Annotated in this window: 15 protein-coding genes and 1 riboswitch; of the genes, 9 read left to right on the top strand and 6 right to left on the bottom strand. The window is 73.1% G+C overall.

Going from position 1 to position 14,221, the window contains the following annotated elements; genetic code table 11:
• The first annotated feature begins 40 nt into the window (after positions 1-40).
• Both ACIHAD_RS10655 and ACIHAD_RS10650 read left to right on the top strand, forming a co-directional pair.
• On the top strand, positions 41-640 hold the full coding sequence (locus ACIHAD_RS10655) for a TetR/AcrR family transcriptional regulator (protein WP_397354129.1): 600 nt from the start codon (positions 41-43) through the stop codon (positions 638-640).
• A 126-nt stretch (positions 641-766) separates the two neighbouring features.
• Complete coding sequence (locus ACIHAD_RS10650; protein ID WP_397354128.1) at positions 767-1,258, top strand: hypothetical protein; 492 nt, start codon at positions 767-769, stop codon at positions 1,256-1,258.
• Here the strand turns inward: ACIHAD_RS10650 and ACIHAD_RS10645 are convergent.
• Both ACIHAD_RS10645 and ACIHAD_RS10640 read right to left on the bottom strand, forming a co-directional pair.
• A complete protein-coding gene (locus tag ACIHAD_RS10645) occupies positions 1,241-2,863 on the bottom strand; it encodes a hypothetical protein (protein ID WP_397354127.1) in 1,623 nt (540 codons plus the stop codon). The two genes, ACIHAD_RS10650 and ACIHAD_RS10645, sit on opposite strands and share 18 nt — an antisense overlap.
• A 152-nt stretch (positions 2,864-3,015) precedes the next feature.
• Entirely contained in the window at positions 3,016-3,888 is an 873-nt protein-coding gene (locus ACIHAD_RS10640) for a L,D-transpeptidase family protein (RefSeq protein ID WP_397354126.1), read from the bottom strand.
• Positions 3,889-4,011: 123 nt separating this feature from the next.
• On the opposite strand from ACIHAD_RS10640, the gene ACIHAD_RS10635 reads away from it, so the two are divergent.
• Both ACIHAD_RS10635 and ACIHAD_RS10630 read left to right on the top strand, forming a co-directional pair.
• Positions 4,012-4,488, top strand: coding sequence for a YbaK/EbsC family protein (locus ACIHAD_RS10635; protein ID WP_397354125.1), 477 nt, complete (start codon positions 4,012-4,014; stop codon positions 4,486-4,488).
• A gap of 10 nt (positions 4,489-4,498) precedes the next feature.
• Positions 4,499-5,062 (top strand): GNAT family N-acetyltransferase, encoded by a 564-nt coding sequence (locus tag ACIHAD_RS10630; RefSeq protein ID WP_397354124.1) that lies wholly within the window; start codon positions 4,499-4,501, stop codon positions 5,060-5,062.
• A gap of 173 nt (positions 5,063-5,235) precedes the next feature.
• On the opposite strand, the gene metF is transcribed toward ACIHAD_RS10630, so the two are convergent.
• The gene (gene metF / locus ACIHAD_RS10625) at positions 5,236-6,156 is read right to left on the bottom strand and encodes a methylenetetrahydrofolate reductase [NAD(P)H] (RefSeq protein ID WP_397354123.1); all 921 of its coding nucleotides are present in this window, start codon (positions 6,154-6,156) and stop codon (positions 5,236-5,238) included.
• Positions 6,157-6,241: 85 nt separating this feature from the next.
• Here metF and ACIHAD_RS10620 point away from each other — a divergent pair, with 85 nt between their 5' ends.
• Entirely contained in the window at positions 6,242-7,309 is a 1,068-nt protein-coding gene (locus ACIHAD_RS10620; RefSeq protein WP_397354122.1) for a polyprenyl synthetase family protein, read from the top strand.
• Between the two features lie 71 nt (positions 7,310-7,380).
• Here ACIHAD_RS10620 and thiE read toward each other — a convergent pair whose 3' ends face one another.
• From thiE to ACIHAD_RS10605, 3 genes are read right to left on the bottom strand one after another with little or no spacing between them, the layout of a single operon-like run.
• Complete coding sequence (thiE, locus tag ACIHAD_RS10615; RefSeq protein WP_397354121.1) at positions 7,381-8,028, bottom strand: thiamine phosphate synthase; 648 nt, start codon at positions 8,026-8,028, stop codon at positions 7,381-7,383.
• Positions 8,006-8,380: an Rv2175c family DNA-binding protein gene (locus tag ACIHAD_RS10610; protein ID WP_357705314.1), complete on the bottom strand. Its 375-nt coding sequence runs from the start codon at positions 8,378-8,380 to the stop codon at positions 8,006-8,008. The genes thiE and ACIHAD_RS10610 overlap by 23 nt, the downstream gene beginning before the upstream one ends.
• A gap of 30 nt (positions 8,381-8,410) precedes the next feature.
• Entirely contained in the window at positions 8,411-9,580 is a 1,170-nt protein-coding gene (locus ACIHAD_RS10605) for an NAD(P)/FAD-dependent oxidoreductase (protein WP_397354120.1), read from the bottom strand.
• A gap of 52 nt (positions 9,581-9,632) precedes the next feature.
• Positions 9,633-9,749: riboswitch (TPP riboswitch) on the top strand.
• Between ACIHAD_RS10605 and ACIHAD_RS10600 the strand changes: the two genes are divergently transcribed.
• The 4 genes from ACIHAD_RS10600 (at position 9,739) to pknB (ending at position 14,216) form a co-directional block, all read left to right on the top strand.
• Positions 9,739-11,190, top strand: coding sequence for an FAD-dependent oxidoreductase (locus ACIHAD_RS10600; RefSeq protein ID WP_397354119.1), 1,452 nt, complete (start codon positions 9,739-9,741; stop codon positions 11,188-11,190). Its footprint overlaps the riboswitch before it by 11 nt.
• Complete coding sequence (gene thiS / locus ACIHAD_RS10595) at positions 11,187-11,387, top strand: sulfur carrier protein ThiS (RefSeq protein WP_352331034.1); 201 nt, start codon at positions 11,187-11,189, stop codon at positions 11,385-11,387. The genes ACIHAD_RS10600 and thiS overlap by 4 nt, the downstream gene beginning before the upstream one ends.
• The gene (locus tag ACIHAD_RS10590; protein WP_397354118.1) at positions 11,380-12,135 is read left to right on the top strand and encodes a thiazole synthase; all 756 of its coding nucleotides are present in this window, start codon (positions 11,380-11,382) and stop codon (positions 12,133-12,135) included. The genes thiS and ACIHAD_RS10590 overlap by 8 nt, the downstream gene beginning before the upstream one ends.
• A gap of 155 nt (positions 12,136-12,290) precedes the next feature.
• Complete coding sequence (pknB, locus tag ACIHAD_RS10585; RefSeq protein ID WP_397354117.1) at positions 12,291-14,216, top strand: Stk1 family PASTA domain-containing Ser/Thr kinase; 1,926 nt, start codon at positions 12,291-12,293, stop codon at positions 14,214-14,216.
• The last annotated feature ends 5 nt before the right edge of the window (positions 14,217-14,221 follow it).

The raw sequence follows: 14,221 nt of genomic DNA, 5'->3' as shown, positions 1-14,221 counted from the left end.
TTCAATGCATGAAATTCGTATATCGGTGTAGAGTTCCGTCATGGTAGGACTGCGGGAGCGCAAGAAGCAGCGCACGCGCCGGGCGCTGATCGAGGCCGCGCTCCGGCTGTTCGGCGAGAAGGGCTACGAGGAGACCACGCTGGCGGAGATCGCGGCGGCGGCCGACATCTCCACGCGCACCTTCTTCAGCTACTTCGCCAGCAAGGAGGACGTGCTCTTCTACGACTCCGAGCACCAGATCGAGCGCGCTCTGGCGTTCCTGTCCGCGCCCGCCCCCGGTCAGACGCCGGCCGACCTGCTGCGCGACTTCATCGAGGACACACTGTCGGCCTCGGACGACGGCCAGGAGAACTGGTCGGAGCAGGCGACGCTGCGGCTGGGCCTCATCATGCGCGAGCCGCAACTGCAGGCGCGGGCGCTGCACCTGCTGTTCGACAGCCAGCTCCGGCTGGCGGAGGCGCTGCGGGCGGCCTACCCCGGCCGCCTCGACCGGGTCGAGGCGGCGGCGGCCGTGGGGTCGCTCATCGGCGCGGTGAAGCTGGCCGTGATGACCACGCTCGCCGACGGCCTCCCGGTGGAACAGGCCCGCGACGCCGCCCGCCGGGCCGCCGACGTCGCCCTCCACGGCCTCCCTCGCTGACCCTGACTCCCCCGGCCCGGCGCGCCGCCGGGGTGGCGCGCGACGGCGCGCGTCTGACAGGCTGGCCACGCATTGCCGGACAGCTGACTGACGGGCCGCACGGGGACGGCGGCGTGAGGGGGATCGATGCGGGGACGGACGGGCACTCTCGTGCTGTTACTCTCGGGGCCGGTCCTGGTGGCGGTGTACGCGGCCGTCAACTACGCGGCCCTCCGCGTCGCCTCGCGGTCGCGGGGCGACGCGATCACGTCCGGGGGCCTGTCGTCGCTGGGCTCGGAATTCTGGTGGATCGCCCTGGGCATCGCGCTGGTGGCGGGCGTCGCGGCCGTGGGGGTCGCCGTGGCGGGCCTGCTGCTCCGCCGTGCGACCCGGGGCCGCATCGCGCTGCTGGTGGTGTCGGGCGTCCTCATCCTGCCGTACGCGCTCGGGCTCTTCGTCGCCATCGCCAACCCCATGCGGGGGCTGGCCGCGCTCTACGACGAAGAAGCCTTCGTGGACGCGGTCCCGCCATGGCAGCTGGGCTCCTGCCTGCTCCTGCTGGTGGCGGCCCTGGCCCAGGCGGTGGGCATGGTCCGCGCGAACAGCGAGGCCCGGACGGCGTCACCGTCCCCGCGCTGACCCGCCGCCGGGGCAGCGGGCGTTGACCCAGGTGGTCCAGCCCTGCCGGGTGCCGCCCGCGCCGGTCGCGGCCCATCCCTCGGGCGGCGGCCCCGCGTCGGGCGCCACGACGGCGGTGCAGACGCCGGCCGGCGGCGTACGGTCGTAGTGCTCGATCTCGGTCCAGGAGACCCGGTAGGCCAGCGGCTCCCAGACGTTCCACTTCACCCGCCGCTCCACGGCCACCCGCCCGGGGCCCGTGAGGGCGGGCAGCCAGTCGGGCCCGGCGGCGGGCGCGGACTTCGGCGCCAGGTCGGCGGCGAAGACGACGTTGACCAACGCCAGCACGGCCACGACCGCCGGCCAGGCCCTGCGGGCGGCCAGGAGCGCCGCTCCCGACAGGCACGCCAGCAGGGCGAGCGTCACGACGGAGGCGGCGACCAGGTCGAAGGAGTCCCGCACCCGGGTCAGGAAGATCACCTCCGGGAAGTCGAAGGCGATGAACGCGTACCGCTGGAGCCGGTCCCCCGCGTACCGGACGACCACGCCGCCGGTCACCGCGAGCAGCCCGGCCGCCGCGAGGGCGTGCCGCACGACGGCCCGGCGTCCGGCTCCGGCCAGCACGAGCAGCCCGGCCAGGCTCCAGGCGAGCGCCACGCAGGCCAGGTAGCGGCCGTAGGCGTAGTTGCCGACCCGGTGCTCGTCGGGGAGCGCGGCCGAGGAGGCGTACGCGATGCCCAGGGTCGTGGCGAGCAGGACGGCCGCGAGAAGACGCCGCGGCGCCGGCGCGGACCGCCTGACCACGACGGCGACCGCGCCGGCGAGCCCCAGCCCGGCCAGCCCCCAGGTCGCGGCGACCAGGTACCAGAGTTGCCCGGCCGCCCCCGCCAGCGCCCACGCCTGCCCGTCGAGCCCGGTCATCCTGCCGGCCAGGATGCCCGACAGGTCACGCGCCCCGCCCGGGTACAGCGCCGCGGACAGCGCCCGGTTCAGCAGCGTCCCGGCCACCGCGACCGCCATGGCGGCCGCGAGCCCGGCCGCGGCGCCCCGGCGGCGCGCGATCAGCAACCCCGTCAGCGCCAGCACGGTCACCGCCAGGACGACGGTGCCGCGCAGGTGCACCGCCATGGCGAACCCCGCGAGCCCGCCCGCCAGCGCCCCCGCCCTGGCCGACCCCCTGGCCGCGAGGTCGTGCAGCGCGACCAGCCACGCCAGGACGAGAGTGGGCAGGACCGCGTCGGCCAGCGCCAGCCCCGCGAACAGCAGCAGCGACGGCGACAGCCCGCCCGCGAACGCCGCGGCCATCGCCACCCGCCGGCCCGTCCCCAGCCGCCGCAGCAGCAGGTACGCCAGCGGGAACGCCCCCGCCGCCACCATCGACCCCACCACGACCACCAGCCGGTAGGCCACCACCGGATCACGCGTGAACCAGAACACCGGCGCCAGCAGCAGCGGATAACCGCCCTGGTAGAAGGTGAACCCGGTCAGATCCGCCCCGGGCCCGCCGGCCAGCCAGCGGGCGGCGATCAGGTACCCGGTCTCGTCCGGGTTGGCCACGGGCCCGGTGTGCTGCCGGAACAGCCAGAGCCGCAGCGCGACCTGCGCCACCCACCCGACCGCCAGCAACCACCACGAAAGCGATCGGCCCCCGCGCCGCACGTACGGAGCAGAGGCCGGAACACGAAGTGTGGACGTCGTCATGGAATCCCCCCAGAAGTCGGGGGAAGTCCAGCAAGAGGCGGATAACCCGGCCGTCACCGGATCCGGTCACGCGGACGTTATGCGCGCCTGAACGCACCTCTCACATGCACCGGCACGCCCTTGCCGAGCAGTCCGGGCAGCACCTCGGCCACGTTCATCGGCATGCGCACGCAGCCGTGCGAGGCCGGGGAGAGCGGCACCGACAACGCGCCGTGGAAGGCGATGCCACCGTTGAAGAAGATCGGGTTGTAGAGCTGCCCCAGGTACGACTTGTGCCAGCCGCCGGCGCGCCACGTCGTGCGGTAGTCGCCGGTCGGCGTGCGGGCCGAGCCGCAGAAGCGCTGCTCCTTGCCCTGCCAGGCGGTCGTCTCGCAGTACGGGACGCCGCTGCCGGAGGAGATGTGGGTGATGAGCCTCACCTGGCCGCCGACGTACAGGACCATGATCTGCTTGGTGAGGTTGACCTCGGCGCGGGTCGGCTTGCCGTTGCCCACCAGGACCTTCGGGGTCTTCGGCCGCTCCAGCGCCTCCCACGTCCTGCGGGCGATCGTGCTGGTCGGCGTGATGCCGTTGACCTTCTGGAAGGCCCAGACGGCGGCGAGCGTGGTGCCGCCGTAGCGGCCGTCGGCCTTGCCGGGCAGGTAGCCCAGGGCGGTCAGGCGCCGCTGCAGCCAGGTGACGGACGTGCCCTTGGCGCCCAGCTTCAGCGTCTTGCGCGGCGCCGCGACCGGCGCCGTGACGGGCGAGGTGACGGGCGAGGTGACGGGCGAGGTGACGGGCGAGGTGACCGGCGCTGCCGCCGGGCCCGCCTTGGCGCCCGCCGTGCCGGGCGTGCTCGCCGTGCCGGGCGTGCTCGCCGTGCCGGGCGTGCCGGTCGACGCGGCGGGTGAGGCCGTCTGCGCGCCACAGCCCGTGAGTACGACGGCCCCAGCCGTCAGAAGAGCAGCCACTCCGGGCAGCCGTCGAGCCCCCACCGGTACCACCTCTCTTATCACGAACAATCCGGATCGATGGACCCTACACCACCTACCATGAACAGGTAATAAGGCGGTCAACCTGTTTAGAGTGTCCTCATGTCTGAGAAGTTGCCGGCGAACGCCGTCGTCGTGGAGGCCGCCCTGCGCGCGTCGGGCGCCACCGGGGAGATCGTCGTCCTGCCCGAGAAGGCGCCGACCGCGGCGACCGCGGCCGCCCAGCTCGGCTGCGAGGTGGGGGCGATCGCCAACAGCCTGATCTTCGACGCCGACGGCGCGCCGCTGCTGGTCCTGACCAGCGGCGCCCACCGGGTGGACGTCGAGCTCGTCGCCCGCACGGCGGGCGTCGCCCGGGTGCGCCGGGCCACGCCGGAGTTCGTCAGGGCCGCGACCGGTCAGCCGATCGGCGGCGTGGCACCGGTCGGTCACCCGGCCCCGGTCCGCACCCTGGTGGACAACTGGCTGAGCAAGCACGAGGTGGTGTGGGCGGCCGGCGGCCACCCGCTGACGGTCTTCCCGACGACGTTCGAGGAGTTGCTGGCGATCACCGGAGGCACTGCGGTTGACGTCGAGTAATGTGCGACGGGTGATCGAGTTTCGCGGGGCGGGCCCGGCCGAGTTCACCGAACGCCTGGACACGGTGATCGACATCTACACGGCGGCGATGAACCCGCCCCCCGAGCAGATCTCCGGCCGCAAGACCATCATGCGAAATCACGGGACATATCCCCATTTTCAATGCTATTTCGCAGAATTGCGGGACCCGACCGGCGTGGAACGCCCCCAGGTCGTCGGCTTCGCCTACGGCTTCCGCGGCGCGACCGGCCAGTGGTGGCACGACGTGGTGAGCAGGGCGCTGGCCGACCAGGCCGGCGAGGAGGCGGCGCACGCCTGGATGGGCCACGCGTTCGAGCTGGCCGAGATCCACGTGCACCCCGGCCACCAGGGCAAGGGCATCGGCCGGGCCATGATCAGGACCCTGTGCGCCGGCCGCCCCGAACGCTCGGCCGTGCTGTCCACCCACGACCGCCCCACGGCCGCCCGCCACCTCTACGCCGGCATGGGCTTCACCGACCTGCTGACCCGCTTCGTCTTCCCCGGCGGCCACGAGGAGTACGCGATCGTGGGCCGCCCACTCCCCCTCGACTGAGCACGCCGCACGTCACCGCAGGTAAAGCCCTGGACTCGGCGGTTTGCCGCGGCATGCCACAGGGCATCTTGATGACAGAAAGTGACGGACACGTTACCTACCGGATACCACCCCTTGCCCGCCACCCGCCCGGTCCCCCTGCGGGCGGGTGACGGGCATCCGCTTTGTGCGGGTCAGGCGGTGGCGGCGACCGGCGTCAGGCGCTGGAACACCTCGCGCGAGGCGCTGGACCGGTTGAACGTGATGAAGTGGATCCCGGGCGCGCCCTCGTCGAGCAGCCGCTGGCACAGCTCCGCGCCGTGCTCGATGCCCAGCGCGCGCACCGCGGCCGGGTCGTCGGCGACCGCCTCGAACCGGGCCGCCACGTCGGGCGGGAACGGCGCCCCCGACAGCTGCTCCGAACGCGCGATCGTGCTCATCTGGGTGACCGGCATGATGCACGGGATGATCGGCGTGTCACAGCCCTGGGCCGCCACCCGGTCGCGCAGCCGCAGGTAGTCGTCGGCCTGGAAGAACATCTGGGTGATCGCGTAGTCGGCGCCCGCGCGGCACTTGCGTACGAAGTAGTCGGTGTCGGACTCGATGGACGGCGAGCGCGGATGCTTGTACGGGAACGCCGCCACACCGACGCAGAACTCCCCCGCCTGCCGGATGAGCCGCACCAGCTCCTCGGCGTAGAGCACGCCCTCGGGATGCCGCACCCACTCGGCGGCCGGGTCGCCGGGCGGGTCGCCGCGCACGGCCAGGATGTTGCGCACCCCCGCGTCGGCGAAGCGGCCGATCAGATGACGCAGCTCGCGCAGCGAGTGGTCGACCGCCGTGAAGTGCGCCACAGGGGTGAGCGTGGTGTCGTGGGCCAGGCGCTCGACGATGTCGACCGTGCGGTCGCGGGTCGAGCCGCCGGCGCCGTAGGTCACCGAGACGAACGTGGGGCGCAGGGACTCCAGCTCCCTGATCGCCTTCCAGAGCTGCCGCTCGCCCTCGTCGGTCTTCGGCGGGAAGAACTCGAAGGAGAACGACCGGCCACCGGCGGCGAGCAGCTCGCGGACGGTGGGAACACGATCGGGCAGGATGGAGGGTCGACCAAGCGCCATGGGGCAAGCGTACAGGCCGGTGTCCGGATCGGCCGCCCCTAGACCGGGGACCCGACCCCGAGTCCGCGCCCACTAGTCTCAAGGCATGACCACTGACGCCGCGAGCATGGACGCCCTGCGCACCCAGGTGGAGCGCGCCCTCGGGGAGTTCGTCGAACGGCAGCTGCCCCCCTCGGGCGACGCCGAGCTCGAACCGCTGCGCGCCGCCGCGGGCGACCTGCTGGCCGGCGGCAAGCGCCTGCGTCCCGCGTTCTGCTACTGGGGCTGGCGCGGCGCGGGCGGCACCGACCTGCCCGAGATCTTCACCGCCGCGGCGTCGCTGGAGCTGTTGCAGGCCAGCGCGCTCGTGCACGACGACGTGATGGACAAGAGCGACCTGCGCAGGGGCATGCCGGCCGCCCACCGCCGCTTCCAGACCCTGCACGAGAAGGAGGGCTGGCACGGCTCGGCCGAGCAGTTCGGCGAGGGGGCCGCCATCCTGCTGGGCAACCTGCTGCTGGTGTGGTCGGGCGAGATGTGGCGTACCAGCGGCCTGCCGCCGGCGTCGCTGGCCGCCGCCCAGCCCGTCCACGACCACATGCGCACCGAGCTGATGTGCGGCCAGTACCTCGACCTGCTGGAGCAGGCCCACGGCGAGAACACCTTCGAGTCGGCGCTGCGGGTGGCGCTGTTCAAGAGCGGCAAGTACTCGGTGGAGCAGCCGCTCAGGCTCGGCCTGGTGCTCGCCGCCGCCGCGCTGGAGCCGTGGATGGACGAGCTGTGCACCGGCTACGGCCGCCGCGTCGGCATCGCCTTCCAGCTCAGGGACGACATCCTCGGGGTGTTCGGCGACCCGGCCCAGACCGGCAAGCCGGCCGGCGACGACCTGCGGGAGGGCAAGCGCACGATGCTGGTGGCCCGTACCCTGGCCGCGGCCGCGCCGGAGTCGGCCGCGACGGTGCGCAGGCTGCTCGGCGACCCCGCGCTCGACGAGCAGGGGGTGAGCGCCCTGCGCGAGATCATCACGGACACCGGCGCGCTGCGGGAGTGCGAAGACCTGATCGCCGGCTATCTCGCCGACGCGCTGGCCGCGCTCGACGAGGCGCCTCTCACCGCCCAGGCGCGCACGGCGCTGACCGAGCTGGCCATCGCCGCGACGTCCCGCAAGACCTGACCCCGGCACCGGCATCCCGGCACCTGAGGTCGGCGCGCGGTCCGCCTGTGGGTGGCGGGCGCCCGGTCGTCCTAGGGGATCAGGCGCTTGGCGAACTCGGCCGCCGCCGCCCCCGGGTCCTCCGCGTCGGTGATCGCGCGTACGACCACCACGCGGGTCACGCCGTACGACATGACCTCGTCGAGGTTGGCGAGGTCGATGCCGCCGATCCCGAACCACGGCCGCTCCGACCCCGGGGCCGATCCCAGCGAGGCCGCGTGCCGCAGCAGCGCCGGGCCCGGCGCGTGGCGGCCCGGCTTGGTCGGCGTGGGCCAGATCGGGCCGCAGCAGAAGTAGTCGACGCCCTCCTCCACGGCCGCGGCGGACGCCTCGGCGATGGAGTGGGTGGACCGGCCGATGACGATGTCGTCGCCGAGCATCTCTCGCGCGACCGTCACGGGAAGGTCGTCCTGCCCCAGGTGGAGCACGTCGGGCCGGGCGGCGTAGGCGATGTCCGCCCGGTCGTTGACGGCCAGCAGCTTGCCGTGCCGGTCGCAGGCGTCGCGGAAGACTTCCAGGAGCGCGAGTTCTTCGCGTGCCTCCAGGCCCTTCTCCCGCAGCTGGACGATGTCCACGCCGCCGGCCAGCACCGAATCGAGGAACTCTGCCAGGTCGCCGCGGTCGCGGCGGCCGTCGGTGCAGAGATAGAGGCGGGCCTCAGAAACCGAGGGCCTGGGCACGCCGCTTGACCTCCGTGTGACGGCCGGCCTTGATCGCCTCGATGGGCGACCCCGGCAGGGACTCGTCTGGGGTGAAGAGCCAGCGCAGCGACTCGACGTCGTCGTAGCCGGCGTCCAGCAACACGGTCAGTGTGCCGGGCAGGCCCTTCATCACGTCCTTCCCGTCGAGGAACACCGCGGGCACCTGTGGCCCGCCGCCGCCGCGGCGTACGCCGAGCAGCTTGTGGTCCTTGAGGAGTTGCTTGGCCCGCCCGATCGAGAGGTCGAGGCGTGAGGCCACTTCGGGGAGAGTGAGCCACTCGTCGACGAGCTGGTCGGTCTCCCGGTCGATCTGTGCAACAGAAAGCGTCACGAAACCACAACTACCACATGCCGTCCTTGCTCAAACAACACAATCCCGTAGGGGGACCTCTGGATCTACCAGGCGTTCTGTGTCGAGGCGATGACCGCCTTCGATGATCCTACGGCCCTGCACGTAGTCCCGGGGCCGGTCGACGGCGAGCACCGCGGCGAGGGTGTCGCCGGACGTCAGCCAGACGGCCGACCACTTGCCCTCCGGCTCGCCGCGGTAGAGCAGGCGGTCGCCGGACGGGTGGTGGCCGATGTACTGGACCATGTGGCCGAACTGCTCGGACCAGAAGTAGGGCGCCGGGTCGTAGACGGCCTCCTCGCCCAGCAGGGTGGCGGCGGCGACCTCGGGCGAGCCGAGCGCGGTGTCCCAGTGCTCGACGCGGAGCCTGGTGCCGTAGCGGCGCGACCACCAGGCGGCGCAGTCGCCCGCGGCGACCACGCCCGGCATGGACGTGCGCAGGTGCTCGTCGGTGACGACGCCGTTGTGCAGGTCGATGTCGGAGCCGGCCAGCCATTCGACGGCCGGGCGCACGCCGATGCCGGTGACGACCACGTGGGCCTGGACGAACTCGCCGCCCACCAGCCGTACGCCGCCCTCGTCCACCTCGTCGACCATGGTGTTCAGGCGCAGGTCGATGCCCTCGTACCAGTGTCGCGTGCGGGCGCCGATCTCCGGGCCCACGGCGTTGGCCAGCGGGGTGGGACCGGCCTCGATCACGGTCACCGCGCAGCCGGCCCTGCGGGCGGCGGTGGCGACCTCGGCGCCGATCCAGCCCGCGCCGATGATCGCCACGTGGGCCCCGGCCACGAGCCCGGCGCGCAGCTCGTGGGCGTCGTCGAGGGTGCGCAGGACGTGCTGGGGGCCGTCGCCGGGCACGGTGATCGGCTCGGCGCCGGTGGCGATCACGAGGCCGTCGTAGCCGAGCTCGCCCTCGGTCGTCTCCAGGACGCCCTCGCGCAGGGCCTTGGCGGTCACGCCGGGCCAGAAGTCGATCTCCAGCGCGTCGAGGTCGGCCTCCAGGAAGCTGGAGTCGGCGGCGCCGGACAGGACGGCCTTGGACAGCGGCGGGCGGTCGTAGGGCCGATGGCGCTCCTGGCCGATCAGCGTGATCCGTCCGGTGAAGCCGCGTCCGCGCAGCGCCTCGGCGCTGCGCAGCCCGGCCAGGCCCGCTCCCACCACTACGACATGGTTCACGTTCATGACCATAACGGGGGCGGTGCCGGCACGTCGCACCGAGGCCGTAGGCTGGGAGCGCAAGACGCGCGGGAGTCCGGCCGTCACCGGGCTGAGAGGAAGGCTTGAGCGGGCCTTCGACCGCAAGACACCTGATCCGGATCATGCCGGCGAAGGGAGCGCGGATGAATGTGATCGTGGGCGGCGGGGTCGTCGGGTTGTCGATCGCCTGGCGGCTGGCCCGTGCGGGGCTGCCCGTCACGGTGGTCGACCCGGCCCCGGGGCGCGGGGCGTCCTACGCGGCGGCCGGGATGCTCGCCCCCGTCAGCGAGGTCGCCTACACCGAGGAGCCGCTGCTGCGGCTGGGGGCCGCGTCGCTGCGCCGGTGGCCGTCCTTCGCCGCCGAGCTGGCCGCCGACGCGGGGCTCGACGGCGGGTTCGGCACGGGTCTCGACAGCGGGTCCGGCGCGGGTCCCGGCGGGTTCGGCGTGCGTCCCGGTGGCGGGTTCGGGCGGGTGTCCGGGGGTGCGGGGCCGATGGAGGCCGCCCGTCGCGGGCTCGACCTGCGCGCCGACGGCACGCTCGACGTCGCCTTCGGGGCCGACGACCTGGCGGCGCTCGACGACCTGGCGGCGTTCATGGACAAGCTGGGGTTGCGGGTCGAGCGGCTGACCGGGCGCGAATGCCGCCGTCTGGAGCCCATGCTGGCCCCTTCGGTGCGCGGCGGGCTGCTGGCCCCCGGTGACGCCTGGGTGGACCCGCGCCGCGTCACGGCGGCGCTGCTGGCCGCGCTCGACCGGCTGGGCGTGCCCCTGGTACGGGCGCGGGTCGCCGGGCTGCTGCGCGACGGCGACACCGCGTCAGGGACAGGGGCGGGGGCCGAAGCCAGGGCCGACACCGTGACCGACAGCGTGATGGGCCCCGCGACGGGTGCTGTGGTGGGTGTGCGCCTAGATCCCGATCCCGGTCAGCCTGACGCCGCCGTGCGGGAGATCGCGGCCGAGCGGGTGGTGCTGGCCGCGGGGGCGTGGAGCGGGGAGCTGGCCGGGGTGCCCGTCCGGCCGGTCAAGGGGCAGATCATGCGGTTGCGCTCGCCGCAGCCGCTGCTCGGGCGGTGCGTACGCGGGACGGTGCACGGCGCGCCCGTCTACCTCGTCCCCAGGGGCGACGGTGAGCTGGTGCTCGGGGCCACGCAGGAGGAACTGGGGTTCGACACCCGGGTGACCGCGGGCGGGCTCCACGAGCTGCTGCGGGACGCCAGGGAGCTGGTCCCGGGGATCACCGAGCTGGAGGTCGCCGACGTGGTCGCCGGGCTGCGGCCGGGCACCCCCGACAATCTGCCGATCATCGGGGCGGGCGAGGTTCCCGGGCTGGTGCTGGCCACCGGCCACCATCGGGGCGGGGTCCTGCTGGCCCCCCTCACGGCGGCCCTGATCACAGCGGCCTTGACGACACCGGCCGTGGCGACACCAACCCTGCCGACACCGACCGACGCGACACCGACCGGCGCGACACCGACCGTGGTGACGGCGTCCCCGGGGGCGGCGGGGTCGGTGCCGGGGGCGGGGATTCTGACGGGTGAGGAGGGCGAGCTGGCTGTGCTGTGCTCGCCCGCGAGATTTCGGGATATTTCATGATTGTGACGATCAACGGCGCCGCACACGAGGTGGCCGACGGCACCACCGTGGCCCAGGCCGTACGAACGCTGACCACGGCCACCACCGGAGTGGCGGTGGCCGTGAACGACGAGGTGGTCACGCGCAGCTCGTGGGAGACGACGGCGCTCGGCGACCGCGACCGCGTCGAGGTCCTGACGGCGGTGCAGGGTGGATGAGCTGATCATCGCCGGGGAGAAGTTCTCCTCCCGGCTCATCATGGGCACCGGCGGCGCGCCCTCCCTGGAGGTGCTCGACCAGGCGCTGGTCGCCTCGGGAACCGAGCTGACCACGGTGGCCATGCGGCGGCTCGACCCGGGCGCCCGCGGCTCGGTCCTCGACGTGCTGCGCCGCCGCGACATCAAGGTGCTGCCCAACACCGCGGGCTGCTTCACCGCGGGCGAGGCCGTGCTGACGGCCCGGCTGGCCCGCGAGGCCCTGGGGACGAACTGGGTCAAGCTCGAGGTCATCTCCGACGAGCGCACGCTGCTGCCCGACCCGATCGAGACGTTCGACGCGGCCGAGCGGCTGGTGGCCGACGGGTTCGTGGTGCTGCCGTACATCGGCGACGACCCGGCGCTGGCGCGGCGGCTGGAGCAGGCCGGCTGCGCGGCCGTGATGCCCCTGGGAGCGCCGATCGGGTCGGGCCTCGGCATCAGGAACCCGCACAACATCGAGCTCATCGTGGAGGCCGCCGCGGTGCCGGTGATCCTCGACGCGGGCATCGGCACGGCCAGCGACGCCGCCCTGGCGATGGAGCTGGGCTGCGACGCGGTGCTGCTGGCCACGGCGGTCACCCGCGCGCAGCGGCCCGAGCTCATGGCCTCGGCGATGAGGGCGGCCGTGGCGGCGGGACGCCAGGCGCGGCAGGCGGGCAGGATCCCGCGCCGGCGCTACGCGGAGGCGTCCTCACCGACGACCCCCTAGGATCCGCCCCGAGATCCCCCGTAAGATCCATCGGAGGGCTCGGCTCGCGCCGGGTCCTCCCCCCGGTCGGGGCCGCTCTCCTGAGAACGTCTCCGCATCGGTTTCGGGCGCGCGGGCCCTGCCGGTGCCAAAACGCCCGTAAACTCTGGGGGGTGGTGGATAAGACGACTGCGGACCCCCTGGTCGGGCGGCTTCTCGATGGGCGCTACCGCATCGAGAGCCGAATCGCCCGGGGCGGTATGGCGACCGTCTACCTGGCGCTCGACGTCCGGCTGGACCGCACTGTCGCGCTGAAGGTCATGCACAGCTCGCTCGCCGAGGACCCGGCCTTCGTCCGCAGGTTCATCGGCGAGGCCAAGTCGGTCGCCAGCCTGTCCCACCCCAACGTGGTGCACGTCTTCGACCAGGGCACCGACACCGACGTCGTCTACCTGTCGATGGAGTACGTGCCGGGCCGGACGCTGCGCGACATCCTGCGCGAGCGCGGCAGGCTGCCCGCCCGCGAGGCGCTGGAGATCATGATCCCGGTGCTCGCCGCCCTGGGCGCGGCCCACCAGGCCGGGATGGTCCACCGCGACGTGAAGCCCGAGAACGTGCTGATGACCGACGACGGCCGGGTCAAGGTCGTCGACTTCGGGCTGGCCAGGGCCATCGAGGCGACCAACCAGACCCGTACCGGCGTGATGATCGGCACGATCGGCTACATGTCGCCCGAGCAGGTCACCACCGGCGGCGCCGACGTGCGCAGCGACGTCTACGCCGCGGGCATCATGCTGTTCGAGCTGGTGACCGGGCAGCAGCCCTACGACGGCGAGACGCCGATGTCGGTGGCCTACCGGCACGTCCATGACACGGTCCCGCCGCCTTCGTCGCTGGTGCCCGAGGTGCCGCCGCTGATCGACGCCCTGGTGGCGCACGCCACGGCCCGCGAGCCGCACGACCGCCCGGCCGACGCCACGGCGATGCTCGTCCAGGCGGTCGAGGCCCACCGGATGCTGCCCCGGCTGAGCACCCCGCCCGCCATGACGGCCGTGTTCAACCAGTCGATCCCGCCGCGGCCGAGCGGCGCGGGCGCACCCTCGATGCCGCTGGCCGCGCCCGCCCACACGCTGATCCAGCCGCGCGCCCAGGTGGCGCCGCCGGTGGCGCCGCCGCCGTCCAGGCGCTCGTTCCGGCCCAACTGGTTCCTGGTCGTGCTCGCCGCGGTCATGGTGGTCGCGGTGGCGCTGACCGGCTGGTACTTCTCCCAGACCAAGATGGTGCAGGTGCCCGACCTGGTCGGCCAGAACGTGGTGGTCGCCGAGCGGACCGCCACGAACAAGGGCTTCAAGATCCGCAAGGTCCAGGGCGAGTACGACGAGGACACCGCCGAGGGGCTGGTGCTGCGTACCGACCCCGAGGGCAAGACCGAGCTGGAGAGCGGCGGCACGATCACGCTGGTGCCCTCGCTCGGCCCCAAGCGGGTGATCGTCCCCAGCGTCAAGGGCCTGACCAGCGACGAGGCCCGCGTCAAGATCGCCGAGGCCGGGCTCACCGTGGGCAGCGTCAAGCGCCTGCCCAGCGCCGAGGTCGAGCGGAACAAGGTGATCCGCAGCTCCCCCGAGGCCGGCGAGAAGGTCAAGGAGGGCGCGAAGGTCGGCATCTTCGTGAGCGCCGGCATGGTGATGCCCGACGTGACCGGCATGCCGAAGGACGAGGCCGCCGCCTACCTGGGCGGCCAGGGCTTCCAGGTGCAGGTCAACGAGGTCGACGACGACGCCGAGCCCTGCACGGTCATCGCCCAGGCGCCGAAGTCCAGGTCCGAGGTGGACAAGGGCACGCCGGCGATGATCACGGTGTCGCGCTGCCAGACCGACTTCTGGGACTGGTTCAAGGGCGACAACGAGGCCCGCGACGACCAGGACTTCCGCCTGGTCCCCGCGGTCATCGGCAAGAACGTCAAGGACGCCAAGTCGGAGCTGGAGTCGCTGGGCTTCCACGTCCGGGTCAACCGGCTGGCCAACGGCGGCGTCGTCCAGTACCAGCGGCCGTTACCGAACAGCGAGCGGCCGCCCGGCGCGACCGTCTACCTCTGGCAGTAGCCGCC

Origin of the sequence: Nonomuraea sp. NPDC052265, from assembly GCF_044547985.1 — a bacterium.
Taxonomy (GTDB): Bacteria; Actinomycetota; Actinomycetes; order Streptosporangiales; family Streptosporangiaceae; genus Nonomuraea.
The sequence above is the reverse complement of the archived record's forward strand: the minus strand, read 5'-3'. Positions and strand labels throughout refer to the sequence as shown.

Bases quoted from the DNA above. Each gene is read 5' to 3' on its own strand.
- ACIHAD_RS10655 (WP_397354129.1), top strand. From the start codon at position 41: ATGGTAGGACTGCGGGAGCGCAAGAAGCAGCGCACGCGCCGGGCGCTG.
- ACIHAD_RS10650 (WP_397354128.1), top strand. From the start codon at position 767: ATGCGGGGACGGACGGGCACTCTCGTGCTGTTACTCTCGGGGCCGGTC.
- ACIHAD_RS10635 (WP_397354125.1), top strand. From the start codon at position 4,012: ATGTCTGAGAAGTTGCCGGCGAACGCCGTCGTCGTGGAGGCCGCCCTG.
- metF (WP_397354123.1), bottom strand. From the start codon at position 6,156: ATGGCGCTTGGTCGACCCTCCATCCTGCCCGATCGTGTTCCCACCGTC.
- ACIHAD_RS10620 (WP_397354122.1), top strand. From the start codon at position 6,242: ATGACCACTGACGCCGCGAGCATGGACGCCCTGCGCACCCAGGTGGAG.
- ACIHAD_RS10605 (WP_397354120.1), bottom strand. From the start codon at position 9,580: ATGAACGTGAACCATGTCGTAGTGGTGGGAGCGGGCCTGGCCGGGCTG.
- ACIHAD_RS10600 (WP_397354119.1), top strand. From the start codon at position 9,739: ATGAATGTGATCGTGGGCGGCGGGGTCGTCGGGTTGTCGATCGCCTGG.
- thiS (WP_352331034.1), top strand. From the start codon at position 11,187: ATGATTGTGACGATCAACGGCGCCGCACACGAGGTGGCCGACGGCACC.